Annotated in this window: 18 protein-coding genes; 6 read left to right on the forward strand and 12 right to left on the reverse strand. The window is 59.6% G+C overall.

Annotated elements, in window-relative coordinates:
- Positions 1 to 325: 325 nt before the first annotated feature.
- The 3 genes from mfd to BLU01_RS03230 are packed head-to-tail and all read left to right on the forward strand — an operon-like array spanning position 326 to position 7,060.
- The gene (gene mfd, locus BLU01_RS03220) at positions 326 to 3,775 is read left to right on the forward strand and encodes a transcription-repair coupling factor (RefSeq protein WP_092270731.1); all 3,450 of its coding nucleotides are present in this window, start codon (positions 326 to 328) and stop codon (positions 3,773 to 3,775) included.
- A gap of 10 nt (positions 3,776 to 3,785) precedes the next feature.
- On the forward strand, positions 3,786 to 4,355 hold the full coding sequence (locus BLU01_RS03225) for a CsiV family protein (protein WP_092270734.1): 570 nt from the start codon (positions 3,786 to 3,788) through the stop codon (positions 4,353 to 4,355).
- Positions 4,356 to 4,366: 11 nt separating this feature from the next.
- On the forward strand, positions 4,367 to 7,060 hold the full coding sequence (locus BLU01_RS03230) for a DEAD/DEAH box helicase (RefSeq protein ID WP_092270737.1): 2,694 nt from the start codon (positions 4,367 to 4,369) through the stop codon (positions 7,058 to 7,060).
- 132 nt (positions 7,061 to 7,192) lie between these two features.
- Here BLU01_RS03230 and BLU01_RS03235 read toward each other — a convergent pair whose 3' ends face one another.
- From BLU01_RS03235 to BLU01_RS03250, 4 genes are all read right to left on the reverse strand, one after another.
- Positions 7,193 to 10,489, reverse strand: a complete 3,297-nt coding sequence (locus BLU01_RS03235) for a DEAD/DEAH box helicase (protein WP_092270740.1) — start codon at positions 10,487 to 10,489, stop codon at positions 7,193 to 7,195.
- 56 nt (positions 10,490 to 10,545) lie between these two features.
- Positions 10,546 to 11,283, reverse strand: a complete 738-nt coding sequence (locus BLU01_RS03240) for an S-methyl-5'-thioinosine phosphorylase (RefSeq protein ID WP_092270743.1) — start codon at positions 11,281 to 11,283, stop codon at positions 10,546 to 10,548.
- Between the two features lie 12 nt (positions 11,284 to 11,295).
- On the reverse strand, positions 11,296 to 12,306 hold the full coding sequence (gene nagZ / locus BLU01_RS03245; protein ID WP_092270746.1) for a beta-N-acetylhexosaminidase: 1,011 nt from the start codon (positions 12,304 to 12,306) through the stop codon (positions 11,296 to 11,298).
- A gap of 158 nt (positions 12,307 to 12,464) precedes the next feature.
- Entirely contained in the window at positions 12,465 to 13,172 is a 708-nt protein-coding gene (locus tag BLU01_RS03250) for a TetR/AcrR family transcriptional regulator (protein ID WP_092270749.1), read from the reverse strand.
- Positions 13,173 to 13,401: 229 nt separating this feature from the next.
- On the opposite strand from BLU01_RS03250, the gene lexA reads away from it, so the two are divergent.
- Positions 13,402 to 14,010, forward strand: coding sequence for a transcriptional repressor LexA (gene lexA, locus BLU01_RS03255; protein WP_092270751.1), 609 nt, complete (start codon positions 13,402 to 13,404; stop codon positions 14,008 to 14,010).
- A 10-nt stretch (positions 14,011 to 14,020) separates the two neighbouring features.
- Positions 14,021 to 14,494 carry an SOS-induced cell division inhibitor SulA gene (sulA, locus tag BLU01_RS03260; RefSeq protein WP_092270755.1) on the forward strand — a complete coding sequence of 158 codons (474 nt, stop codon included), beginning with the start codon at positions 14,021 to 14,023 and terminating at the stop codon, positions 14,492 to 14,494.
- A gap of 92 nt (positions 14,495 to 14,586) precedes the next feature.
- Here the strand turns inward: sulA and BLU01_RS03265 are convergent, their stop codons facing one another.
- The 7 genes from BLU01_RS03265 to BLU01_RS03295 form a co-directional block, all read right to left on the reverse strand.
- Positions 14,587 to 14,820, reverse strand: a complete 234-nt coding sequence (locus tag BLU01_RS03265; RefSeq protein ID WP_092281450.1) for a hypothetical protein — start codon at positions 14,818 to 14,820, stop codon at positions 14,587 to 14,589.
- A gap of 150 nt (positions 14,821 to 14,970) precedes the next feature.
- Entirely contained in the window at positions 14,971 to 15,495 is a 525-nt protein-coding gene (locus BLU01_RS03270) for a DUF6586 family protein (protein WP_092270758.1), read from the reverse strand.
- 142 nt (positions 15,496 to 15,637) lie between these two features.
- Positions 15,638 to 18,265 (reverse strand): type I DNA topoisomerase, encoded by a 2,628-nt coding sequence (gene topA / locus BLU01_RS03275; RefSeq protein ID WP_092270761.1) that lies wholly within the window; start codon positions 18,263 to 18,265, stop codon positions 15,638 to 15,640.
- A 114-nt stretch (positions 18,266 to 18,379) separates the two neighbouring features.
- Positions 18,380 to 18,616, reverse strand: coding sequence for a DUF1653 domain-containing protein (locus tag BLU01_RS03280; protein WP_092270764.1), 237 nt, complete (start codon positions 18,614 to 18,616; stop codon positions 18,380 to 18,382).
- Positions 18,617 to 18,715: 99 nt separating this feature from the next.
- Positions 18,716 to 19,891 carry an acetyl-CoA C-acyltransferase FadA gene (gene fadA, locus BLU01_RS03285; RefSeq protein ID WP_007944141.1) on the reverse strand — a complete coding sequence of 392 codons (1,176 nt, stop codon included), beginning with the start codon at positions 19,889 to 19,891 and terminating at the stop codon, positions 18,716 to 18,718.
- A 32-nt stretch (positions 19,892 to 19,923) separates the two neighbouring features.
- Positions 19,924 to 22,071: a fatty acid oxidation complex subunit alpha FadB gene (gene fadB / locus BLU01_RS03290; protein WP_092270767.1), complete on the reverse strand. Its 2,148-nt coding sequence runs from the start codon at positions 22,069 to 22,071 to the stop codon at positions 19,924 to 19,926.
- 641 nt (positions 22,072 to 22,712) lie between these two features.
- Positions 22,713 to 23,150 (reverse strand): hypothetical protein, encoded by a 438-nt coding sequence (locus BLU01_RS03295; RefSeq protein ID WP_092270770.1) that lies wholly within the window; start codon positions 23,148 to 23,150, stop codon positions 22,713 to 22,715.
- Between the two features lie 104 nt (positions 23,151 to 23,254).
- Here BLU01_RS03295 and BLU01_RS03300 point away from each other — a divergent pair, with 104 nt between their 5' ends.
- Entirely contained in the window at positions 23,255 to 23,692 is a 438-nt protein-coding gene (locus BLU01_RS03300; RefSeq protein ID WP_092270773.1) for a universal stress protein, read from the forward strand.
- A 194-nt stretch (positions 23,693 to 23,886) separates the two neighbouring features.
- On the opposite strand, the gene BLU01_RS03305 is transcribed toward BLU01_RS03300, so the two are convergent.
- Positions 23,887 to 25,803: an ATP-binding cassette domain-containing protein gene (locus BLU01_RS03305; RefSeq protein WP_092270776.1), complete on the reverse strand. Its 1,917-nt coding sequence runs from the start codon at positions 25,801 to 25,803 to the stop codon at positions 23,887 to 23,889.
- Positions 25,804 to 25,849: the final 46 nt, after the last annotated feature.

The raw sequence follows: 25,849 nt of genomic DNA on the forward strand, positions 1-25,849 counted from the left end.
CTGCCTCTCGTAGCAATGCGCGCCTGTCGCGCAAGCAGTAACAAAATCCCGTTCAAAAAAATTACGCTGCCCTGAAGCCCAATAAAACCGCGGCCTCCAGCGTAGTCAATTTTTTGGGGACAGCGCTGCCTTGTCCGTAACCTTCCGTAACGCGTGTTGTTTTAGCCACTACATAATCAGCATTTTTGAACGAAAAACCGCTCGATTTTGTCTTTACCACTACATTTCGTCCAACCCGCGATATAGACAGATCTGCAACTGACAGCCGGCACCCGAGGCCGCTACAATTACCGACTTTGTCGCAACGCTTGGAGCTCAACCTTCCGTGCCCGTTCTGCGTCTACCGCTACTCCCTGCTGCGGCAGGTAAACAGCACTGGGGCAACCTGCCCGGTGCCGCCCTCAGCCTGGCCATCGCCGAGGCTGCCAGCGCTGCCAAGCGCTTTACCCTGCTGCTGACCGCCGACAGCCAAAGTGCCGAACGGCTGGAACAGGAGCTGAGTTTCTTCGCCCCGGATTTGCCCGTACTGCATTTTCCCGATTGGGAAACCCTGCCCTACGACCTGTTCTCGCCGCATCAGGACATCATTTCCCAGCGCATCGCCAGCCTGTATCGGCTGCCCGAACTGACGCATGGCGTACTGGTGGTGCCGATCACCACCGCCCTGCATCGCTTGGCGCCGACCAAGTTCCTGCTCGGCAGCAGCCTGGTGCTGGACGTCGGGCAGAAGCTCGATGTCGAGCAGATGCGCACGCGCCTTGAGGCCAGTGGCTATCGCTACGTCGACACGGTGTACGAGCACGGCGAATTCACTGTGCGCGGCTCGCTGATTGATCTGTTCCCGATGGGCAGCAAACTGCCGTTCCGCATCGATCTGTTCGACGACGAAATCGAAACACTGCGCACCTTCGACCCGGACAACCAGCGCTCCATCGACAAAGTCGACACGGTGCGGCTGTTGCCGGCGCGGGAATTCCCGCTGCAAAAGGATGCGGTCACCCGCTTCAAGGCGCGCTTCCGCGAGCGGTTTGACGTCGATTTCCGCCGTTGCCCGATCTTTCAGGATCTGAGCAGCGGAATTACCCCGGCCGGGATCGAGTACTACCTGCCGCTATTTTTCGATGAAACCTCGACGCTGTTCGACTACCTGCCGCAAGACACCCAAGTGTTTTCGCTGCCGGGCATCGAGCAAGCTGCCGAGAACTTCTGGAACGACGTGCGCAATCGCTACGAAGAGCGCCGCGTCGATCCATCGCGTCCTTTATTGCCGCCAGCCGAGTTGTTCCTGCCGGTGGAAGACTGCTTCGCGCGCCTGAAAAACTGGCCGCGCGTGGTCGCCAGTCAACAGGACGTCGAAACCGGCGTCGGCCGCGAGCGCTTCCCGGCGCATGCGTTGCCGGACCTGGCCATCGAAGCCAAGGCGACTCAGCCGTTGGCGGCGCTGGCCGGTTTCCTCAGCGAGTTCCGCGGTCGCGTGCTATTTACCGCCGAATCGGCCGGTCGTCGCGAAGTGCTGCTGGAACTGCTCGAACGCCTGAAACTGCGACCGAAAACCGTCGACAGCTGGCCGGACTTTGTCGCGAGCAAGGATCGCCTGGCGATCACTATTGCGCCGCTGGATGAAGGCCTGGTGCTCGATGATCCGGCGCTGGCATTGATCGCCGAAAGCCCGCTGTTCGGGCAACGGGTGATGCAGCGTCGGCGTCGCGAAAAACGCGCTGACGGCAACAATGACGCGGTGATCAAGAACCTCACCGAACTGCGCGAAGGCGCACCGGTGGTGCACATCGACCACGGTGTCGGCCGTTACCTCGGCTTGGCCACGCTGGAAATCGACGATCAGGCCGCCGAGTTCCTGATGCTGCAATACGCCGAGGGCGCCAAACTTTACGTGCCCGTGGCCAACCTGCATTTGATCGCGCGTTACACCGGCAGCGACGATGCCCTGGCGCCGCTGCACCGGCTCGGCTCCGAAACCTGGCAAAAAGCCAAACGCAAAGCCGCCGAACAGGTGCGCGACGTCGCCGCCGAATTGCTCGACATTTATGCACGCCGCGCGGCCCGCGAAGGTCATGCGTTTGCTGACCCGAAAGCCGATTACGCGACGTTCAGCGCCGGGTTCCCGTTCGAGGAAACCCCGGACCAGCAGACCACCATCGACGCCGTGCGCAGCGACATGCTCGCGCCGAAACCGATGGACCGGCTGGTGTGCGGCGACGTCGGCTTCGGCAAGACCGAAGTGGCCATGCGCGCCGCGTTCATCGCGGTGCATGGCGGTCGCCAAGTGGCGATTCTGGTGCCGACCACCCTGCTCGCCCAGCAACACTACAACAGCTTCCGCGACCGCTTTGCCGACTGGCCAGTGAGCGTGGAAGTGATGAGCCGTTTCAAGTCGGCCAAAGAAGTGAATGCGGCGATCGCCGAACTCGCGGAAGGCAAGATCGACATCGTCATCGGCACGCACAAGCTGCTGTCCGACGATGTGAAAATCAAAAATCTCGGGCTGGTGATCATCGACGAAGAACACCGTTTTGGTGTGCGTCAAAAGGAACAGCTCAAGGCCCTGCGCAGCGAAGTCGACATTCTTACGCTGACCGCCACGCCGATTCCGCGCACGCTGAACATGGCGGTTTCGGGCATGCGCGATCTGTCGATTATCGCCACGCCACCGGCGCGGCGTTTGTCGGTGCGCACCTTCGTCATGGAGCAAAACAAAAGCACGGTCAAAGAGGCCCTGCTGCGTGAATTGCTGCGCGGCGGTCAGGTTTATTACCTGCACAACGATGTGAAAACCATCGAAAAATGCGCCGCTGACCTCGCCGAACTGGTGCCGGAAGCGCGGATCGGCATCGGTCATGGGCAGATGCGCGAACGCGAACTCGAACAGGTGATGAGCGACTTCTACCACAAGCGCTTCAACGTGCTGATCGCCTCGACCATCATCGAGACCGGCATCGACGTGCCGAGCGCCAACACCATCATCATCGAACGCGCCGACAAATTCGGCCTCGCGCAGCTGCACCAATTGCGTGGCCGCGTCGGTCGCAGTCACCACCAGGCTTACGCGTACCTGCTGACGCCGCCGCGCCAGCAAATCACTTCCGATGCCGAGAAACGTCTGGAAGCGATCGCCAACACCCAAGACCTCGGCGCCGGTTTTGTCCTCGCGACCAACGACCTGGAAATCCGTGGCGCCGGTGAGCTGCTCGGCGACGGGCAAAGTGGGCAGATTCAGGCGGTCGGTTTCACCCTGTACATGGAAATGCTCGAACGCGCGGTGAAGTCGATCCGCAAAGGCGAGCAGCCCAACCTCGATCAACCGCTGGGCGGTGGCCCGGAAGTCAACTTGCGGGTTCCGGCGCTGATTCCCGAGGATTATCTGCCGGACGTTCACGCCCGACTGATTCTCTACAAGCGCATTGCCTCGGCCACCGATGAGGAAGGCCTGAAGGACTTGCAGGTAGAAATGATCGACCGTTTTGGCTTGCTGCCGGAGCCGACCAAGAATCTGGTGCGCATCACTTTGCTGAAACTGCAGGCCGAACAGCTGGGTATCAAGAAAGTCGATGGCGGCCCACAGGGCGGGCGGATCGAGTTCGCTGCGCAGACACCGGTCGACCCGTTGACCCTGATCAAACTGATCCAGAGCCAACCGAAACGCTACAAGTTCGAGGGTGCCACGATGTTCAAGTTCATGGTGCCGATGGAGCGCCCGGAAGAGCGCTTTAATACTGTTGAGGCGCTGTTCGAGCGCCTTCTCCCGAAAACTGCTTGAAGGACGCCGCATGCGCCTGTTTCGCTCACTGACCTTGTTGGTTGCACTGGTCGCCACACCCACGGCGTTTGCCGACGACTTGTATCAAGTCGAAATGATTCTGGTCCGGCAAAACGCCGTGCCGGCGATTGTCAGCCGTGCCGCCCCGGAAGATTGGTCCGGCGGCGCCCAACGCCTGAGCCCGGACAACGTGCGCACGCCGAGCCTGAACGGCGAAGTGGAAAAGCTCACCGCGAGCAACGATTACACAGTGTTGCTGCACAAGGCCTGGCAACAGACGCTCGGCGAACAACCAAGCAAGATTGCGATCAGCGACGGCGCGGAACAGTTCGGACAATTCCCGATCGAGGGCACGCTGAGCCTGAAACTCGGGCGTTTCACCGACGTCGATGCCGATTTCTGGGTCAATCAGATCGACGCCAACGGCCTGGTCACCGCCAGCGAACGCCTGAAACAGGAAAGCCACACCAAGAACGGCCAGCTGAATTTCCTCGATAACGGCCACCTCGGCCTGCTGATCAAGATCACCTCGTTGACCGCCCCGGCACCTCGGCCAGTCCCCGATGAAATTCCGGACTGATTGACTTCTTTATGGCCGCGACCCTGAGCAAACCCCTGGCACCTTCCTGGGTCAGCCGATTCAAGGAGCAGAGCCTGGAGCGTGGCCGCCGCTACGCTTTGGAAAATCGCGTCAGGATCGTCGAGGCCGGCGACGCGACCATCGTCGCCGCGTGTGAAGGCTCGGGCGGCAACGTCTACCGTCAGACCATTCGCTTGCGCGAGTCAGCCAAAGCCACATTGCTGATGGTCGACGCGACGTGCTCGTGCCCGGTGCGCACTAACTGCAAACACTGCGCGGCGGTGCTGCTCAAAGTGCAGGAAACCCTCGCCTACCCCGCCGCCGCGCAAGACGCCGAACTGCTGGAAAAACTCCAGGCGGTTCTGGAAAACCGCAGCCCGAAAGCGCCGCCGCAAGTGCTGGTGGAAAACGTGCAACCGCTACCGCGCCTGTGGCTGGCGAGCATCGAGTTCAGCGCGTTCGAGCCGCGCAACGGCAAGATGCAGCGCTACATCCAGCATCGCGCGGCGCTGTCGTTCAGTTATCTGGATGAATACGTGTCCGGGCAGAAGAATGCCGACGTGCTGATTCGCCAGGAAACCCAGACCTTACGGATAAAACGCCAGCCGGAAGTCGAACAGGCCTACCGGGAACAGCTGCGAATTCTCGGCTTCAAGATCGCCACCCGGCAGAGCAAAGCCCTGCCGGAAAGCGCTGGCGAATTGTTCGAGATGGTCAACGACAGTGCCTGGCTGACCTTTACCCTCAATGACTTGCCGAAGCTGCGCAGCCAGGGTTGGGAACTGCAGATCGACGAGGATTTCGGTTTCGACCTGACCGCGGTGGACGACTGGTACGCCACCGTCGAACAAGCGCCGGAGCGCGACTGGTTTGATTTGGAACTGGGCATCATCGTCAACGGCGAGCGCCTGAGCCTGCTGCCGATCCTGTTGAACCTGATGCGCTCGCACACCGAAATCCTCAACCCGGAACGTCTTGCCCGGCGTCGCGACGACGAGCTGATTCTGGTGAACATCCCCAATCGGCCGAATTCCGAGTACGGCCCGCTGCAAGTCGCCCTGCCCTTCGGTCGCTTGAAACCAGTGCTGGCGACGCTCGGCGAGTTCTATCTGCAAGGCCCGGGCGAAACCACGCTACGCCTGAGCAAGGCCGACGCGATACGCCTGAACCCGCTCGAAGGCATGCCGCTGTTGTGGGAAGGTGGCGAGCAGATTCGCACCTTTGCCCAGCGCCTGCGCGACATCAAGGACTTCACCTCGACCGCTCCGCAAGGCTTGAACGCAACGTTGCGGCCCTATCAGCTCGAAGGTTTGAGCTGGATGCAGTCGCTGCGGCAACTGGAAGTCGGCGGGATTCTGGCGGACGACATGGGTTTGGGAAAAACCCTACAGACCCTGGCGCATATTCTCAGCGAGAAAATCGCCGGGCGGCTCGATCGGCCGAGCATGGTGGTGATGCCGACCAGCCTGATCCCCAACTGGCTCGATGAAGCAGCGCACTTTACGCCGCAGCTCAAAGTACTGGCGTTGTACGGCGCCACGCGCAAAAAGCATTTCGACAATCTGGCCGATTACGACCTGATCCTCACAACCTATGCGCTGCTGCCCAAGGACGTCGAAACCCTCGCCGCCGTGCCGCTGCACGTGTTGGTGCTGGATGAAGCGCAGTACATCAAGAATCCCAACAGCAAGGCTGCCCAGGCTGCTCGCGAGCTGAACGCGCGGCAGCGTTTGTGCCTGAGCGGCACACCGCTGGAAAACCACTTGGGCGAGCTGTGGTCGCTGTTCCACTTCCTGCTGCCCGGCTGGCTCGGCGATGTGAAAAGCTTCAACCGCGATTACCGCGTGCCGATCGAAAAGCGCGGCAGCGAAGTGCGGCTGCAGCACCTCAACGGTCGGATCAAACCGTTTTTGCTGCGCAGGACCAAAGAACAAGTCGCGACGGAATTGCCACCCAAAACCGAGATCATCCACTGGGTCGACCTCAACGAAGCCCAGCGCGACGTGTACGAAACCATGCGCCTGGCGATGGACAAGAAAGTCCGCGACGAGATCACCCGCAAAGGCGTGGCCCGCAGCCAGATCATCATTCTGGAAGCGCTGCTGAAGTTGCGGCAGGTGTGTTGCGATTTGCGTCTGGTCAACGACGCCGTGCTGCCGGTGCGCGGTGGCACGTCAGGCAAGCTCGACAGCTTGATGGAAATGCTCGAAGAACTGTTCGCAGAAGGACGGCGGATTCTGCTGTTCTCGCAGTTCACTTCGATGCTGGCGTTGATCGAAGAAGAGCTGAAAAAGCGTGGTGTCGAATACGCGATTCTGACCGGACAAACCCGTGACCGCCGCGCGCCGGTCAAGGACTTCCAGAGCGGCAAGCGGCAGATTTTTCTGATCAGTTTGAAGGCGGGTGGCGTCGGCCTGAACCTGACCGAAGCAGACACGGTGATCCATTACGATCCGTGGTGGAACCCAGCGACAGAGAATCAGGCGACTGACCGCGCGTATCGCATTGGCCAGGAAAAACCGGTGTTCGTTTACAAGCTGATCGCGCGTGGCACCGTCGAAGAAAAGATTCAGCACCTGCAAAAGGAAAAGTCCGACCTCGCGGCGGGCGTGCTGGATGGACGTTCGGCGGGCGACTGGAAACTGCAGAGCGATGATATTGAAGCGCTGTTTGCGCCGTTGCCGGACAAGCTGGAGAAGCGTTGAGATTTGCGGCGCGGGGGAGATTGCCTTCGCGGGCAAGCCTCGCTCCTACAGGCCATGTGCGGTTTCAAAATTGGCGCATACCCTGTAGGAGCAAGGCTTGCCCGCGAACAGGCCATCACTGAAATAACCCAGTCAACTTTTGGCAACCGGCAACGGCGCAAACAACGCCTCGATATCACCCTGCTCCAACTTCCAGCCTCCCGTCGTCCCGCCCTCGAGCACCGCGCCGGCCAGTGCAGCTTTCTCCTGCTGCAGCGCCTGAATTTTCTCTTCCACGGTGCCGCGCGCGATCAGCTTATAGACGAACACCGGTTTGTTCTGCCCGATCCGATAGGCGCGGTCGGTGGCCTGATTCTCCACCGCCGGATTCCACCACGGGTCGAAATGGATCACCGTGTCCGCCGCCGTCAGGTTCAAACCGGTACCGCCCGCCTTCAGACTGATCAGAAACAGCGGCACGTTACCGCTCTGGAAATCCTTCACCGGCGTGCGCCGATCGCTGGTATCGCCGGTCAACAATGAATAGCCGATAGCGCGTTGCTGCAGCTCTTCCTCGATCAATGCGAGCATCGAAGTGAACTGCGAAAACAGCAGAATCTTGCGACCCTCGCTGAGCAGCTCTTCGAGCATTTCCATCAAACTGACGAGTTTTCCGCTGCCGGAACGCAGGGCTTTGGCGCTCAGCGGTGCCTTGATCAAGCGCAGATCACAGCAGACCTGACGCAACTTCAGCAGCGCATCGAGGATGATGATCTGGCCGCGCCCGACGCCGCTGCGGGCGATTTCGTCGCGAACCTTTTTATCCATCGCCACGCGCACGGTTTCATAGACATCGCGTTGGCCGTCACTGAGATCGACCCAATGCACAATCTCGGTTTTCGACGGCAATTCGGTGGCGACCTGGTCTTTTTTGCGGCGCAACAGAAACGGTTTGATTCGCGCTGTCAGGTGCTGCATCTGCTGGCTATTGCCGTGTTTCTCGATCGGCGTGCGGTAGTCGCGAGTGAAGGTTTTACTGTCGCCCAGCCAGCCGGGCAGCAAGAAGTGAAACTGCGACCACAACTCGCCGAGGTGATTCTCCAGCGGCGTGCCGGACAGGCACAAACGCTGGCTCGCTTGCAGATCAAGGGCAGCCTGTGCGGCTTTGCTCAGCGGGTTCTTGATGTTCTGCGCTTCGTCGAGGATCAGCACGCTCCAGACCTGCGTTTGCAGAATCTCCAAATCGCGCGGCAGCAGCGCGTAGGTGGTCAATACCAGATCGTATTCGGCGAGGTGATCGAAGTCTTTTTGCCGCGCCGCGCCGTGCAGCGCCAAGACTTTCAACTGTGGGGTAAAACGCTGCGCCTCATCGAGCCAGTTGGGGATCAGACTGGTCGGCATGACCGCCAGCGCCGGGCGATCCAGGCGACCGGCATGCTTCTCGGTGAGCAGGTGCGCGAGGGTCTGCAGGGTTTTGCCCAGCCCCATGTCGTCGCCCAGAATGCCGCCGACTTCGAGCTCGCGCAGGGTTTGCATCCAGTTCAGCCCTTCGAGCTGATACGGGCGCAACGTCGCGTTGAGCCCGGCGGGCGCCGGTACGTGCGCATGGGTCGATTGACGTAACTTCTGTGCAAAGCTGCGCAGCCGCTCACCGCCCTGCCACACCAGCGGCAACCCTTCGAGCCCGCTGAGGCGCGCCGCATCCGGCGCGGTCAGACGCAATGAATCGCCGTCGTGCGAACCCAGGTACAACTCGCCGAGCGTGGCCATCAGCGGTTTGATTCGGCCGTAAGGCAACGCAACTTTGCTCAGCGACTTGGCGCCGAAGCCGACACCGCCCAGCTCAATCAACAGCTGTTCGTCATCGTTGCGCTTGGCCAGGCTCGCGGGGTCGAGCAGTTGCGGCTGACGACGGATCAGTTGCAGCAAAATGGGTAACAGGCTGTGCCGCTCGCCGTTGACGACGATGCCCAGTTGCAGATCAAACCACTGATGCCCGGCCTCTTCCTCGACCTCGGCGTACCAATCGTCCACTGCCTGCAGATTGAAGTCGAAGCCATCGGCGATATCGATCAGCCAGTTTTTCGCGCGCAACAGCGGCAGCCCGTCCTGGACGAACGTCAGCCATGCCGAATCATCCGGTAACGCAAACATTTCACCGGGACGGTCCAGGTTGCTTTTGCGCGTAGCCTTTTTGAAACCGTATTTCTGCAAGGCGCTGCGCAGCACTTTTTCTACCGCAGGTTTGCGCTGGATGCGCTGGGTTTCCGTGCCCGCGAGCACCAGCACTTCGGGGTTTCGGTCCGACGCCGGGTGGCCGTTGTAGGTGAACGCCAACGCGGCGCGGTGTTCGGGCTCATGCTGCCAACGCACGTAGCGTTTGCCGCTGGCGAGGGTCAGGTGAGGTTGAGGAAATACGTCATCGATGACGCGTTCGGTCAGCGCGTGCGGTGGCGTCACAAACTGCGAAACGGCGTTGAGTCGGTGGCTGAATTGCATCGCCTGAAGCGCCGGAATGTCCGGGGCCAACGACAAGTGGCAGGCGAGTTTTTCGTCCATTTCGTTGCGCAGCGGCCCGACTTGCAGCCGCTCGCGATCCAGATAATACAAAGGCTCCAGCGCCAGAATGGTCTCCGCCGGCGCCTCTTCGCTGCTCCACTGCGCACGGAAACTGCCGTCGGATTGTTCCGCCCAGGCGAACTGGCCAGTGCGCGGCTGCCCCGGAGACAAGACCTGCAGTTGTTCGACATCAAAAAACAGTCGCGAGGTACGCAGACACAGCTCCAGCAGCTCTGCACCACTGCTGCCCTGTAACGGATAGCCGTCGTAATGGGCGTGATGGGAGTGAACGGCAACCACCAATCGGGCGATTCGCAGGTCGAGTTCGGTCAAGTAGCCAGGCTGACGCAGCAACAGATCGGACAGCGAATACAACGCGGTGATGTCTTGCATCACACCGCTTTTGAGTTGACGAACCCGGAACACCTGGAGGGTGAATTTGCCGGCGACTTTTGTCGGTCTGAGCTTGTAAACCAGGCGCGTGCCAGTGTTTTGCGAGGGTTCATCAGTGGTTTTGCTGGCGTCTGGAAGATCGTCGAGCCAGCGCTGCAATTCACGGTTCAATTGAACCTGAGCGCTGCCGTCTGATGCCTCAAGGTTATCGCCGGTGAGGATATAAATGACGGCGGCGCAGTGTTTGCAATGGCTGCCAACGGGACAGCTGCAAACGCACAAGAGCTGGTGGGTGCCATCGTCATCGCGCTCAAGCTGGATGCACTGGTCATACGGCAGGGATTTCGAGCCTTCGCAGGACGCGAGCACCAGACGATCAACCGACTGCTCGATGGATACCCGCCCCTCGGCGACGTAGCGACGTGCCTTTTCCAGCGCGCTGTGGCTGAACGCCCGCGTCCAGGGCCGTGCTTGCAGATGCTCTACTAACGTGGTCATTGGATCAACGCCGCTGGAAATGGAGCGGCCGGCAGATTGCCCCCGGCCGTGCAGACTCAACCTGCCAGAACGCGAGCCAGTGTCGATTTGACCTTGCCCATGCCATCGTGCAATGCCTGCTCGATTTCGGCCATGGTAATTACTGCCGTGGACTTGCCCGCTGCCGGGTTGACCACCAGCGCCAGGCAGGCGTAAGCCAGGTCCAGCTCACGCGCCAATGCCGCCTCCGGCATGCCGGTCATGCCGACGATGTCGCAGCCGTCGCGTTCCAGTCGGGCGATTTCCGCCACGGTTTCCAGACGCGGACCCTGGGTGCAGGCGTACACGCCATGACTGCTGTAGCCAACGCCTTCGGCGGCCAGCGCGGCAATCAATTGCTGGCGCAGTGGCTCGCTGTACGGGTAGCTGAAATCGATGTGGGTGACGTTATCGAGGTCGCCGGCGAAGAACGTGTGTTCGCGTCCGCTGGTGTAGTCGATCAATTGATGTGGCACGCAGAAATGCCCGGTGCCCATCGCCGCATGGATGCCGCCAACGGCGTTTACCGCGAGAATCGCTTCGGCGCCGGCCTGCTTCAGCGCCCAGAGGTTGGCGCGGTAGTTGACCTGATGCGGCGGCAGACGATGCGGGTGGCCGTGGCGGGCGAGAAACAGCACTTCCTTGCCGGCGTATTCGCCGATATGCACCTCGGCTGAAGGCGCGCCGTACGGGGTGTCCACCGCCAGTGACTGACGAATGCTCAAGCCTTCGAGCTGGGTCAGGCCGGTGCCACCGATAATCGCGTAAACCGTCATAACGTGCAGTCCTTATTCAATCAATTGAGCTTCTTTCAACGCGCCGACAGCGGCGAGCCAGCGTGGGTCCTGGCGGTATTCAGTGCCGGCGAACGATTGCCCGCGCATCCGCGCGATACGCGGCGATGGCTTGACCTTCATTCGTTGCGCGGCACTCAATGCCAGTTCTGCGGCGGCGCGGTCGTTGCACACCAGGCCCATGTCGCAACCGGCACTTAACGCGGCTTCGATGCGGCTCGCAGCATCGCCGACCACGTGGGCGCCGGCCATGGAAAGATCGTCACTAAAGATGACGCCATCGAACTGCAATTCGCCGCGCAGGATGTCCTGCAACCAGCGCCGGGAGAAACCGGCCGGCTGAGCGTCGACTTGTGGATAAATGACGTGGGCCGGCATGACGGCGGCCAGTTGTTTGCTCAGGCGCGCGAATGGCACGAGATCGTTGGCGCGGATTTCTTCGAGGCTGCGTTCGTCGTTCGGAATAGCGACGTGTGAATCCGCTTCCGCCCAACCGTGCCCCGGAAAATGCTTGCCGGTGGCGGCCATGCCGGCGCTGTTCATCCCGCGAATAAAGGCGCCAGCGAGCAACGCTGCGCGCTCGGGATCGCCTTCAAACGAACGAGTGCCGACCACGGCGCTGCGTTGATAATCGAGGTCCAGCACCGGCGCGAAGCTGAGGTCGAGGCCGACGGCGAGAACCTCAGTGGCCATGATCCAGCCGCATTGTTCGGCGAGGTATTCGGCATTGGGATTGTCGGCAATCGCGCGCATCGCCGGCAAACGCACGAAGCCTTGACGCAGACGCTGAACCCGACCGCCCTCCTGGTCCACCGCGAGCAACAGGTCAGGACGAATGGCGCGGATCGCCGCACTCAATTCGCGGACCTGGCGTGGATGCTCGATATTGCGCGCGAAAATGATCAGGCCGCCCACTTCGGGCTGACGCAACAATTGGCGATCTTCGGCCGTCAGCCAGGTACCGGCGACGTCCACCATCAACGAGCCTTGCAGGCCAGCAGTCATAGATATTCCTTGAAAACGAAAAACCCGGTTCGCACGCAATCGCCACCCTGGGCGGTGCCCGGCAGGTCGGCGACAACAATGGAAAGCGGGTTCAGAACGATAGTCGGCATGGGCGGCTAGCTTAGCGGATGTCAGCTGCCGCGCCCACCCGTGTGCGGTTAAACCTTGGCGGCAAGCGGTGCCGATTTGCTTCGCGGACGGAGCTGCGCGGTGGCCATGGCCGTGTCGGTCACGCCGGTTTCGGCGCGCATGCCAGCCGCGAGGAACGGCACCATCAGACGCATCACTTGTTCGATGGAGGTGTTGACGCCGAAATCGGTCTCGGCAATCGCGCGCAAAGCCTTGATCCCGGACATGCTGAACGCGGCAGCGCCGAGCATGAAATGCACGCGCCAGAACAGTTCGATCGGCGGGATACGCGGCGCGGCTTCGTTGACCAGCATCATGTAGCGACGGAACACCTTGCCGTACATGTCTTCCAGATAACGCCGCAAGTGGCCCTGGCTCTGACTGAACGCCAGACCGAGCAAACGCATGAAGATAGAGAGGTCATTGCCGCTGCGCGGCTGCACGACGAGGGCTTGCTCGACGAGGATTTCCAGCAGCTCTTCGAGGGTCGGTTTGTTTTCCGGTTTGGCCTGACGGCGCTCCAGCTCTTTATCGAGACTGAGGCAGAAAGGTCCGAGGAAGCGCGAGAAAACCGCCTGGATCAGCGCCTTCTTGGAGCCGAAATGATAATTCACCGCCGCCAGATTGACCCCAGCCTTGCTGGTAATCAAACGCAACGAGGTTTCAGCAAAACCTTTTTCCGCGAACAACTGCTCGGCAGCATCGAGAATGCGTTCAACGGTTTCCGACTGGGCCATGGCTACTCCGCCTGACAAACACTTGTTTGAAACATACGTTTCAGCCCAGGCATTGTCAAGCCTGAGGGTTCGTTTTGGGAATGGTCGGTCAGCTATTTAACCATACAACCGGAACGCTTCAACGGGCCGGGTAAACGACCGTCCAGCGGCGCGCAAAAAAACGGGCATTGCCAAGCGCAATTCACTGTATATAATCCCAGTCACTGTATAAAAAGACAGAGCGATCAATATGCTAAAGCTGACGCCACGCCAAGCAGAGATTCTGGCCTTCATCAAACGCTGCCTCGACGATAACGGCTACCCGCCTACTCGTGCGGAAATCGCCCAGGAACTGGGTTTCAAGTCGCCCAATGCCGCCGAAGAACACCTCAAGGCCCTGGCTCGCAAGGGCGCGATCGAGATGACGCCTGGCGCCTCTCGCGGTATTCGTATTCCCGGTTTCGAAGCCAAGGCTGACGAATCGACCCTGCCGATCATTGGCCGTGTCGCCGCCGGCGCGCCGATCCTCGCGCAGCAACACATCGAAGAGTCCTGCAACATCAATCCGACCTTCTTCCATCCCCGTGCCGACTACCTGTTGCGGGTCCACGGCATGAGCATGAAAGACGTCGGCATTTTCGACGGCGATCTGTTGGCCGTGCACACCACTCGTGAAGCCCGCAATGGCCAGATCGTGGTAGCGCGGATTGGCGATGAAGTCACCGTCAAGCGCTTCAAGCGTGATGGCAGCAAGGTCTGGCTGATTGCCGAAAACCCTGAGTTCGCCCCAATTGAAGTCAACCTGAAAGATCAGGAACTGGTGATCGAAGGCTTGAGTGTCGGCGTGATTCGCCGCTAAAGGAGGCTTTATGCAGTTCCCACATACACCACAGCAAGCCCAATTGCCGTTGTTCGAGGCGTTCATGGCCCAACCGCTGGCGCCGATCCTGAAAGACGTGGTCGAGTCGCCCTGGAGCGCCGAGCCCGATGTTTTCAGCGAACTGTCGCTGCGTGGTGCAGCGGGGAGCTGCCTGAACCTTCTGGCGCCGATTCTCCGAGAATTGAGCCAGGACCAGGACGCAAGATGGCTGACTCTGATCGCCCCGCCCGCCAGCCTGACCCAAGCCTGGCTGCGGGACGCCGGGCTGAACCGCGAACGCATTCTGCTGCTGCAACCGCGCGGCGCTCAGAGTGCGCAACAGCTGACGTGCGAAGCGTTGCGACTGGGCCGCAGTCACACGGTGGTCAGCTGGCTCAACCCGCTGAACACAGCCACACGGCAGCAGTTGATCAGCGCCGCCCGCATTGGGGACGCTCAGAGCCTGAATATTCGTTTGGGTTGATTGACCAGCATGCGCGCCTGGAACGGCGCCGGGCTTCTCCAGGGATAGAGAAGCCGACTTGAGACGGGATCAGCAGTAACCGACGAGCGGGATCAGTGCAGGATCCGCGGCTCTTCATCTTTGTTGAATTCACCATCAACCATGCGACCGGCCATCTGCACGCCGACACTCAGCATTGCCTTGGCGACTTCCACATGATTACCTTGCAGGAACGCCTTGGCATCCTCGGAGAAATCCAAAGTAACCAGAGAACCCTCGTCCTCGGCCCTGCGCAGCTCGATTCGGCCGTCTGGTAACTCGACAATTTCTAGAAAGGACGTTGGCATAAAGGTCTGTTCTCCACGAAAGGCGGGGATTATATAGGCATCGGCCAGGCTTCGCTCGGTATCTTGACCAGCAGTCATTGCGAAGAAATATCTGTTGCGCTCATCCCTGAATGGAGAGCCGAACGGCTGCTCCATTACATCGTCAGTCCCTTAGCACTCGTTCAAACCTTCACGGAAGCGAATTGCCAGACCTTTGAGGTTCTGACGCCAGCTCTCCAACTCCTCGCGACTCAGCTCTTGCGGTGTTTCTTCTTCGTCCAAATTGACTGCCATGATCAGCGGCTGCGTCACATCGCCCTTGGGTTTGTGTGGCACCCGTGGCGGCTGGAAAAGAGCGGCGTGGGCCGCGAGCAATTTGGCCAGCCAGGTTTCCGAATTACCCGCCAACTCGATCATCTCGGCCATTTCCGGAATGGCAATGGCGTCCAGCACTTCTCGGGTCAACAGCATCTCGGCCCGGGGCGCATTGGCTTGAGGTAAACGGTAGAAACCGGCGATTTCATGGCACAACCCGAGCAATGCACCGTACAGGTGAAACAGCGCGGATTCGCGCCCGGCCTGGATCAGCGCCAGCGAGTTCATCGCCCGCCCCTCTTCGGCCCTGGCCAGCGCTTCAAGCGAAAGGCCGGCGAAATAAATCTTCTGGTTGGTACGTGTATAGAGTTCGTGGGCCATGACGGCAGCCTCCACAACGAAATAATTGCTTCACGCAGGTCGGACAGTGTCGTGGATCAGCTCTGCCGACCGCAAGCCCAAAACAAAAAGGCCGCATGAAAACCCGAGGGTCATCATGCGGCCTTTTCAGTGCAGCGGCTGTTTACGCCTTCGCGGGGGTCCGCTTGTCTTCAACAGTCCACTTGCCGCCGTCGTAGAACGCTTTCCAGCCAGTAGGCTTGCCGTCGACTTCGGTCTGTACGTATTGCTCTTTGGTCTTGCGGCTGTAGCGGATAACCGCTGGACGGCCGTCCGGATCTTTCTTCGGTGCTTCGCAGAGGAAGTGGTACTTCGGATCGATCTCATCCTTGTGCGGCACAATCTCGATCACCAGCGGAGCACGCGTCTCGCGGTTTTTCGGGAACTGGCTCGCCGCCAGGAACAGGCCGGAAGCGCCGTCGCGCAGGATGTAGGTGTCGTTGACCTTTTCGCATTTCAGCTCAGGCATCTTCACCGGGTCCATCTTCGGCGGCGCCGCGTCACCGCTCTTCAGCAGTTTGCGGGTGTTCTTGCACGTCGGGTTGGTGCAACCGAAGAACTTGCCGAAACGGCCAGTCTTGAGCTGCATCTCGCTGCCGCACTTGTCACATTCCAGGCTAGGACCTTCGTAGCCCTTGATCCGGTAGTTGCCTTCTTCGATCTCGTAGCCGTCGCAATCCGGGTTGTTACCGCAGATGTGCAGCTTGCGCTTCTCATCCAGCAAGTAAGCGTCCATCGCCGTGCTGCAGATCGGGCAACGGTGCTTGCCGCGCAGGACCAGCGATTCCGATTCACCCTCGTCGTCCGCAGCGATTTCATCGCCCGGCACCAGATTGACGGTGGCCTTGCAGCGTTCTTTCGGCGGCAGGCTGTAGCCCGAGCAGCCGAGGAACACGCCAGTCGATGCGGTACGAATCTGCATCGGACGGCCGCACACCACGCATGGAATATCCGTCATGACCGGCTGGTTGGCGCGCATCCCGCCTTCAGCGCTCTCGGCTACTTCGAGTTTCTTCTTGAAGTCGCCGTAGAACTCGTCGAGCACGTTTTTCCAGTCGCGTTCGCCCTGAGCCACGTCATCGAGGTTCTCTTCCATGCCGGCGGTGAAGCCGTAGTCCATGAGATTGGAGAAGCTCTCGGCCAGACGCTCGGTGACGATGTCGCCCATCTTTTCCGAATAGAAACGACGGTTGTGCAGCGCGACATAGCCGCGGTCCTGGATGGTCGAAATGATTGCCGCATAAGTCGAAGGACGACCGATGCCACGTTTTTCCATTTCTTTAACCAGGCTCGCTTCCGAGTAACGCGCTGGCGGCTTGGTGAAGTGCTGGGTCGGATCAAGCTTGATCAGCTTCATCGCGTCGCCCTGGGCCATGTCTGGCAGCACGTCGTCATCACCCGGCTTGGCGATTTGCGGCATCACGCGGGTATAACCGTCGAACTTGAGGATGCGGCCCTTGGCACGCAGCTCGAAATCACCGGCACCCACGGTCACTGTGGTCGACAGGTACTGCGCTGGCAGCATCTGGCAAGCGAGGAACTGGCGCCAGATCAGCTCATAGAGCCGCTCGGCATCACGCTCCATGCCCGACAGCTTGCTTGGCTCGGTGTTGGCGTCGGAGGGACGAATCGCTTCGTGAGCCTCTTGTGCGCCTTCCTTGCTGCTGTAGACGTTCGGGTTCTCCGGCAGGTACTTCTTGCCGAACTCGCCTTCAATATAAGTACGCGCCATCGCCACGGCATCAACCGAGAGGTTGGTGGAGTCGGTACGCATGTAAGTGATGTAGCCCGCTTCGTACAAACGCTGAGCCATCATCATGGTTTTCTTCACCCCGAAGCCCAGGCGGTTACTCGCGGCCTGTTGCAGGGTGGACGTGATGAACGGCGCCGACGGCTTGCTGCTGGTCGGTTTGTCTTCACGCTTGACGATGCTGTAGCTGGAAGACTTGAGCTTCTCCAGCGCGGCCATGGCCTGGGTTTCGTTGAGCGGCTTGAACGCCTCGCCCTTCTCGCGAGCCACGTCGAAACGCACGGTGGCGCCTTTCGCGGTGCCGAGATCAGCGTGAACTTCCCAGTACTCTTCCGGGTTGAACGCGCGGATTTCACGCTCACGCTCAACCACCAGTTTCACCGCAACCGATTGCACACGGCCGGCCGACAAGCCGCGAGCGACTTTGGCCCACAGCAGTGGCGAAACCATGTAACCCACCACGCGGTCGAGGAAACGACGCGCCTGCTGGGCATTTACGCGATCAATATCGAGCTCACCCGGTTTGGAGAAGGCTTCCTGAATCGCCTTCTTGGTGATTTCGTTGAACACCACGCGCTTGTAGCGGCTGTCGTCACCACCGATGGCTTCGCGCAGGTGCCAGGCAATGGCTTCCCCCTCGCGATCCAAGTCGGTTGCGAGATAGATGGTGTCAGCATCTTTGGCGAGCCGGCGCAGCTCTTCGATGACTTTCTCTTTGCCCGGAAGGATCTCGTACTTGGCTTTCCAGCCTTGATCGGGATCGACGCCCATGCGCGAGACCAGCTGCTTGCGCGCTTTCTCTTTCGGCGTGAGCACCGGACCTTCACCCGCGGCAGCCTTGCCGCGCTTGGCGGCTGGCTCTTTGCTGGCGCTAGCCGAACCGCTGGTGGGCAGGTCTCGGATATGGCCGATACTCGACTTCACCACGTATTGGTTACCCAGATACTTGTTGATGGTCTTGGCCTTAGCCGGGGATTCCACAATGACCAGCGATTTGCCCATGGATCAGAAAATTCCTGAATTCTAGAAGTGAAAGGCGGTTGGCGCCTGACGCGGCACCGCTATATATAGTGGCTACAAGGTGAGGTCAAGCGCAGGGTATCGCGCGCACTCAGCTTATGGCTTGGAAAAAAGGCTCGGTTCGGCTTGCACCAAAGCAAAGCGTGGGACCTGTTCGCCGTCAACCTCGACCGACTCCAGGAACATGCTCAAGGGACGCACCCAAAAGCCGTAATCGCCATACAGGGCTTGGTAGAACACCACTTCTTCTTCGGTCTCGGAATGCCGCGCGACATTAAATACACGGTATTGCGGACCTTTGTAATGTTGGTAGAGCCCAGGTTGTATCGGCATGCTTCGGCCCTCGCTCAAATCTTTTCAAATAAAAATAAAAAATAATTTCAGAAAAACAAAAACCGGGGCACTTGGCCCCGGCTTCCATCAACGAGACGCTTAAACGCGTTCGAAGACGGTAGAGATGCCTTGGCCGAGACCAATGCACATGGTAGCTACCCCGAAGGTGCCGCCATTCTGCTTCATAACGTTCAGCAACGTGCCGGAGATACGTGCACCGGAGCAACCGAACGGGTGACCCAAGGCGATTGCGCCGCCGTGCAGGTTAACCTTCTCGTTCATCTTGTCGAGCACTTTCAAATCTTTCAGCACTGGCAGAGCCTGTGCGGCGAAAGCTTCGTTGAGCTCGAAGAAGTCGATATCGTTGATCCCCAGGCCCGCACGTTTCAGTGCTTTCTGCGTCGCTGGCACTGGGCCGTAACCCATGATTGCCGGGTCCACGCCCGCCACTGCCATCGAGCGAATCACCGCCATCGGCTGGATGCCGAGGTCCTGTGCACGCTGCGCCGACATCACGATCATGCACGAAGCACCATCGGTGATCTGCGACGAAGTACCGGCTGTCACGGTGCCGCCCTTAGGGTTAAACGCTGGCTTCAGAGCCGCCAGGCTTTCCAGGGTGGTTTCCGGACGAATGGTTTCGTCGTAGTCGAACAGTTTCAGGAAACCGTTCTCGTCGTAACCCTGCATCGGAATGATTTCGTCTTTGAACTTGCCTTCCAGGGTCGCCTTGTGAGCGAGCTGGTGCGAGCGCACGCCGAAAGCGTCCTGTTGTTCGCGAGTGATGCCGTGCATTTTGCCAAGCATTTCTGCGGTCAGGCCCATCATGCCCGAGGCTTTTGCCGCGTACAGCGACATGTGCGGGTTCGGATCGACACCGTGCATCATGCTCACGTGACCCATATGCTCGACGCCGCCGACGACGAACACGTCACCGTTGCCGGTCATGATCGCTTGCGCAGCAGTGTGCAAAGCGCTCATCGAGGAGCCACACAGGCGGCTGACGGTCTGGCCGGCAGCGGTGTGCGGGATCTGTGTCATCAACGACGCCATGCGCGCGATGTTCCAGCCCTGCTCCAGGGTCTGGTTGACGCAGCCCCAGATCACGTCTTCGACTTCGTTCGGGTCAACCTTGACGTTGCGTTCCAGCAATTTGCTGATCAGGTGCGCCGACATGTCTTCGGCGCGGGTGTTGCGGTGCATGCCGCCCTTGGAGCGGCCCATCGGAGTACGACCGAAGTCGACAATCACGACGTCTCTTGGATTCAAGCTCATAAAATTTCACTCTCGCTCAAAAGTTGGGACGCTTAACCGAAGAACCGTTGGCCAGTCTTGGCCATTTCACGCAGCTTCGCGGTCGGGTGGTACAGCGCGCCCAAATCAGCGTACTGGTCAGCCAGGGCAACGAACTCGGCAACACCGATCGAATCGATGTAGCGCAGCGCGCCGCCACGGAATGGAGGGAAACCAATACCGTAGACCAGACCCATGTCGGCTTCGGCGGCGGTTTCGACAATGCCGTCTTCCAGGCAACGCACGGTTTCCAGGCACAGCGGGATCATCATCCAATTGATGATGTCTTCGTCAGTGACTTCGCGCTGCTCGTAAACGATCGGCTTGAGCACTTCCAGCACCGAAGGATCGGCGACTTTCTTCTGCTTGCCCTTCTTGTCGGTCTCGTAAGCGTAGAAACCCTTGCCGTTCTTCTGGCCCAGGCGCTTGGCTTCGTAGAGCACGTCGATGGCCGAGCGGCGATCGTCTTTCATGCGATCCGGGAAACCTTCAGCCATCACGTCACGACCGTGGTGACCGGTGTCGATGCCGACCACGTCCATCAGGTATGCCGGGCCCATTGGCCAGCCGAATTTTTCCATGATCTTGTCGATGCGTACGAAGTCGACACCGGCGCTGACCAGCTTGGCGAAACCGCCGAAGTACGGGAACAGCACGCGGTTGACCAGGAAGCCCGGGCAGTCGTTGACGACGATCGGGTTCTTGCCCATTTTCTTCGCGTAGGCAACGGTGGTGGCAACGGCCAACTCGCTGGACTTCTCGCCACGAATCACTTCAACCAGCGGCATCATGTGCACCGGGTTGAAGAAGTGCATGCCGACGAAGTTTTCCGGACGCTTGAGGGCTTTGGCCAGCAAGGTGATGGAAATGGTCGAGGTGTTGGACGCGAGGATGGTGTCCTCTTTGACCTTGTCTTCAACTTCGGCCAGTACGGCTTGCTTGACCTTCGGGTTCTCGACAACGGCTTCAACAACCAGGTCGACATGACCGAAGTCACCGTAGGACAGGGTCGGACGAATGCCGTTGAGCACTTCAGCCATTTTCGCCGCGGTCATGCGGCCTTTATCAACGCGGCCCACCAGCAGTTTCGCGGCTTCTGCCAGACCCTGCTCGATGCCGTGCTCGTTGATGTCCTTCATCAGGATCGGCGTACCTTTGGAGGCCGACTGATAAGCGATACCGCCACCCATGATGCCGGCGCCCAATACGGCAGCCTGCTTCACGTCCTTGGCGATTTCGTCGTAGACCTTGGCTTTCTTCTTCAGCTCCTGATCGTTCAGGAACAGGCCGATCAAGCTCTGCGCGGCAGAGGTCTTGGCCAGCTTCACAAAACCGTTGGCTTCAACTTCCAGCGCTTTGTCGCGACCGAAGTTGGCAGCTTTCTGGATCGTCTTGATCGCTTCAACCGGCGCCGGGTAGTTCGGGCCAGCTTGACCCGCTACAAAACCTTTGGCGGTTTCGAAGGCCATCATCTGCTCAATGGCGTTCAACTTGAGTTTTTCAAGTTTCGGCTGACGCTTGGCTTTGTAATCGAACTCGCCGGAGATGGCGCGTTTGATCAGCTCCAAAGCGGCTTCCTGCAATTTCTCAGGAGCAACCACGGCATCGACGGCGCCAACTTTCAGCGCGTCTTCAGGACGGTTTTCCTTACCGGCGGCGATCCACTCGATGGCATTGTCGGCACCGATCAGGCGCGGCAGGCGCACAGTGCCGCCGAAGCCTGGGTAGATGCCCAGTTTGACTTCCGGCAGACCGATTTTGGCCTTGGTCGACATGACGCGGTAGTCCGCCGCCAGGCACATTTCCAGACCGCCACCGAGGGCGATACCGTTGATCGCGGCGACCGTCGGGACGTTGAGGTCTTCGAAATCGCTGAAAATCTTGTTGGCTTCGAGGTTGCCAGCGACAAGCTCTGCATCAGGCAGCTTGAAGTTCTCGACAAATTCGGTGATGTCGGCGCCGACGATGAACACGTCCTTGCCACTGCTGACGATCACACCCTTGATCGAAGCATCTGCCTTGATGGTGTCTACGGCCTGACGCAATTCATTCAGGGTTAGACGGTTGAACTTGTTGACGGACTCACCCTTGAGATCGAACTTCAGTTCGACGATGCCACTTTCAAGAGCCTTAACCGTGATGGCTTTACCTTCGTAAATCATCAACTGATCTCCACGATATGGAAGCTGAACAGTACACGTCGGACGCAGGCGAATGGCTTGGCAGGACGCTTTTCGTCGATGCTAACGCCAATCCACCCGGCACACCCGCCAACGCGATAGTCGGGATTCTGTAGGAGCGCTCTGACAGACAAACGCTCAATTCATACGCCCGTTTGATTTGGGTACGCCACCTTCACGGAATTTCCGGCAATTGTCAATCGCCCAAAATGCGGGTTGAAACGCGACTTTCCGGTCACTTCCACAACCGCAGCGTCTGCGACAGCCTGTCGCATGCCAAGCCATTCATTGAATCAATAGTTAGAAAAGTCGCCCTAATTCGCGGCAAGCGGTGAGGAAGCAGCTACGCTGGCGGGACGATCAGCAAAAACTGAGCGCGAATGGCGAATGCCTGGCGCAAGATCAGCGCCACAAAAAGGTTTCCGGCCTGCCTGGCCAACCCAGCCCGATGATGATGTCGGGCTTTTTATTGCCCACAAAATGGACAAAACCCTGTAGCAGCTGCCGAGCCTGCGAGGCTGCGTTCGGCTGCGCAGCAGTCGTCATCGTGCTCCGAGATTACGACGACTTCGTCGCCGAACGCAGCCTCGCGGGCTCGGCAGCTGCTACAGATTGCTACCATGTCAGGCGAGGGCTTTCAGCGTTGCATCGATGTGCTGTAACACCTCGGCTTCGCCCTTCTCGCCCCAGTACAGCGTGATCATTTGCTTGTCGGCTTCGACCTTGTAGACGTTGTCCGGCAATTTTTCGAAATGATTGAGCAGCAGCGGATCTTCGCAGGCTTCCTGCCATTGATTGACCCACACGCCCGGCGCTTTCTGCCAATAACTCCAGCACTTCGGATGGTTGCCCCGACGCGGCCGGTGGTACTGCGCGCACGGGCTCGGCGGCTCCTGGCTGAGCCAGTGCGGCCACTCCTGCGGCGCCAGTTGCATGGCTAGCCCGATGCGCCGTGCTTCCATGCGCAACGCCATGCGGCCGCTCTGATGGCGGGACGGACGCAACCATGCCAGCGGACTCAGTACTACCAGCAGGATTGACACCACTATCCAGACCGTCATATCTGTACTCCCGATTCTTGATGAGCGCGATGTGTCACTTTGGAACCATTGCGCTTGAAACCAGCCATACTTACCAACATTGCAATCCTCAGGAGGAGCACCTCATGCCCTACCACCATATTCTGGTCGCCGTAGATCTAACCGAAGAGTGCGATCCTGTAATCCACCGCGCTCGCGAGCTCTCGGTGAGCAACGGCGCGAAATTGTCCCTGGTGCACATTGTCGAGCCAATGGCGATGGCCTTCGGCGGCGACGTACCGATGGACCTGTCACAACTGCAACAGCAACAGTTCGATCAGGCCAAGGAACGCCTTGACCGGCTGATCGTGAAATACCCGGAACTGTCCAAAGAGTACAGCCACCTGACTTACGGCCAGCCGCGCCAGGAAATCCATCATCTGGCCAAGGAACAGACCTGCGACCTGATCGTGGTCGGCAGCCACGGGCGACACGGCCTGGCCTTGCTGCTTGGCTCCACCGCCAACGACGTGCTGCACGGTGCGCCTTGCGATGTGCTCGCGGTGCGCCTGGTCAAAAGCTGATAACACCACCTTCCCCTGTGGGAGCGAGCTTGCTCGCGATGAGGCCCTGTCAGCCGATATCAACGTTGGCTGACAGACCGCCATCGCGAGCAAGCTCGCTCCCACAAGGGATTTGCAACAATCTGTAGATTGCATTGCATAGCAAAAGCCCGGCGTTCATCTCTGAACGCCGGGCTTTTTTATTGCAGGGTCAATCAGGCATCCAGCTCGGCCCAACGCTCGACCATGACTTCGAGTTCAGCCTGCAATTGCTCAAGCTGAGCAATCACTGCCGCTGTCTCGGTGGCCGGGCGCTGGTAGAAACCGCCATCGGCCATCTGCGCTTCAACCGCCGCAATCTGCTGTTCCATTGCTTCGATCTGCGCCGGCAACATTTCCAGCTCACGCTGCAACTTGTAGCTGAGCTTCTTCTTCGCCACTGGCGCTTCCACTGCAGCCACCGGCGCCACTTCGGCCGTGACCACTGCGGAGTTCAAGTCAGCCTTGCCGGATTTGCTCTCGGTGACGCCCAACAGACGCGGCGAACCGCCCTGACGCAGCCAGTCCTGATAACCACCGACGTATTCGCGAACCTTGCCTTCACCTTCGAAGACCAGAGTGCTGGTGACCACGTTGTCGAGGAATGCCCGGTCGTGGCTGACCATCAGCACAGTGCCGTTAAAGGTCAGCAAGACCTCTTCCAGCAGTTCGAGGGTTTCCACGTCGAGGTCGTTGGTCGGTTCGTCGAGTACCAGCAGGTTCGCCGGTTTGCTGAACAATTTGGCCAGCAACAAACGCGCGCGCTCACCACCGGACAAGGCTTTCACCGGCGTGCGGGCACGCTGCGGGCTGAACAGGAAGTCACCGAGGTAGCTCAACACGTGACGGCTCTGACCATCGATATCGATGAAGTCGCGACCTTCAGCCACGTTGTCGATCACGGTTTTTTCCAGATCGAGCTGATGACGCAACTGGTCGAAGTAAGCGACGTCGATGCGCGTGCCCTCTTCCACTGTGCCGCTGGTCGGTTGCAGACCGTTGAGCATCAGTTTCAGCAAGGTGGTCTTGCCGGTGCCGTTGGCGCCGAGCAGACCGATACGGTCGCCGCGCTGCAGGACCATCGAGAAATCCTTGATCAGGAACGGGCCGCCCGGATGAGCAAAACTGACGTTCTCGAGGACCATGACCTGCTTGCCGGACTTGTCGGCAGTGTCCAGCTGAATATTGGCTTTGCCGGTGCGCTCGCGACGTTCGCTGCGCTCATTGCGCAATGCTTTCAGGGCGCGGACGCGGCCTTCGTTACGGGTGCGACGCGCCTTGATGCCCTGGCGGATCCAGACTTCTTCCTGGGCCAGCTTTTTGTCGAAGAGCGCGTTGGCGGTGTCTTCAGCCGCCAGCGAGGCTTCTTTGTGCACGAGGAAACTGGCGTAGTCGCCGTTCCAGTCGATCAGGCCGCCACGATCCAGTTCGAGGATGCGCGTGGCGAGGCTCTGCAAGAAGGAACGGTCGTGCGTGATGAACAGCACGGCGCCCTGGAAATCCTTCAACGCTTCTTCGAGCCAGGCGATTGCGCCGATGTCGAGGTGGTTGGTCGGTTCGTCGAGCAGCAGCAGGTCAGGTTCGGAAACCAGCGCCTGCGCCAGCAGGACGCGACGACGCCAGCCACCGGACAATTCGGCGAGGGTCTTGTCGGCAGGCAATTGCAGACGGCTCAGAGTGCTGTCGACCAATTGCTGTAAACGCCAGCCGTCGCGGGCTTCGAGGTCGTGCTGGACGTGCATCAATTTGTCCAGGTCGGCGTCGGTGACGATGTTCTGGCTCAGGTGGTGATACTGCGCAAGCAGTTCGCCAACACCGTCCAGGCCTTCAGCCACTACGTCGAACACGGTCCGCTCGTCGGCTACCGGCAATTCTTGCGGCAATTCGCCAATCTTGAGACCGGGTGCGCGCCAAACGGAGCCGTCATCGGGCTTCTGGTCGCCCTTGACGAGCTTCATCATGCTGGACTTGCCAGTGCCGTTACGGCCGATGATGCACACCCGCTCTCCACGGGCGATCTGCCAGGACACCTTGTCCAACAACGGCGTAGAGCCGAAAGCAAGGGACACATCGCTGAATTTGAGCAGGGTCATGAGCTTCTCCAAAAACCGGGCGCGCATTCTACCTGACTTGAGGCTT

This window comes from Pseudomonas prosekii (assembly GCF_900105155.1).
GTDB classification, from domain to species: Bacteria; Pseudomonadota; Gammaproteobacteria; order Pseudomonadales; family Pseudomonadaceae; genus Aquipseudomonas; species Aquipseudomonas prosekii.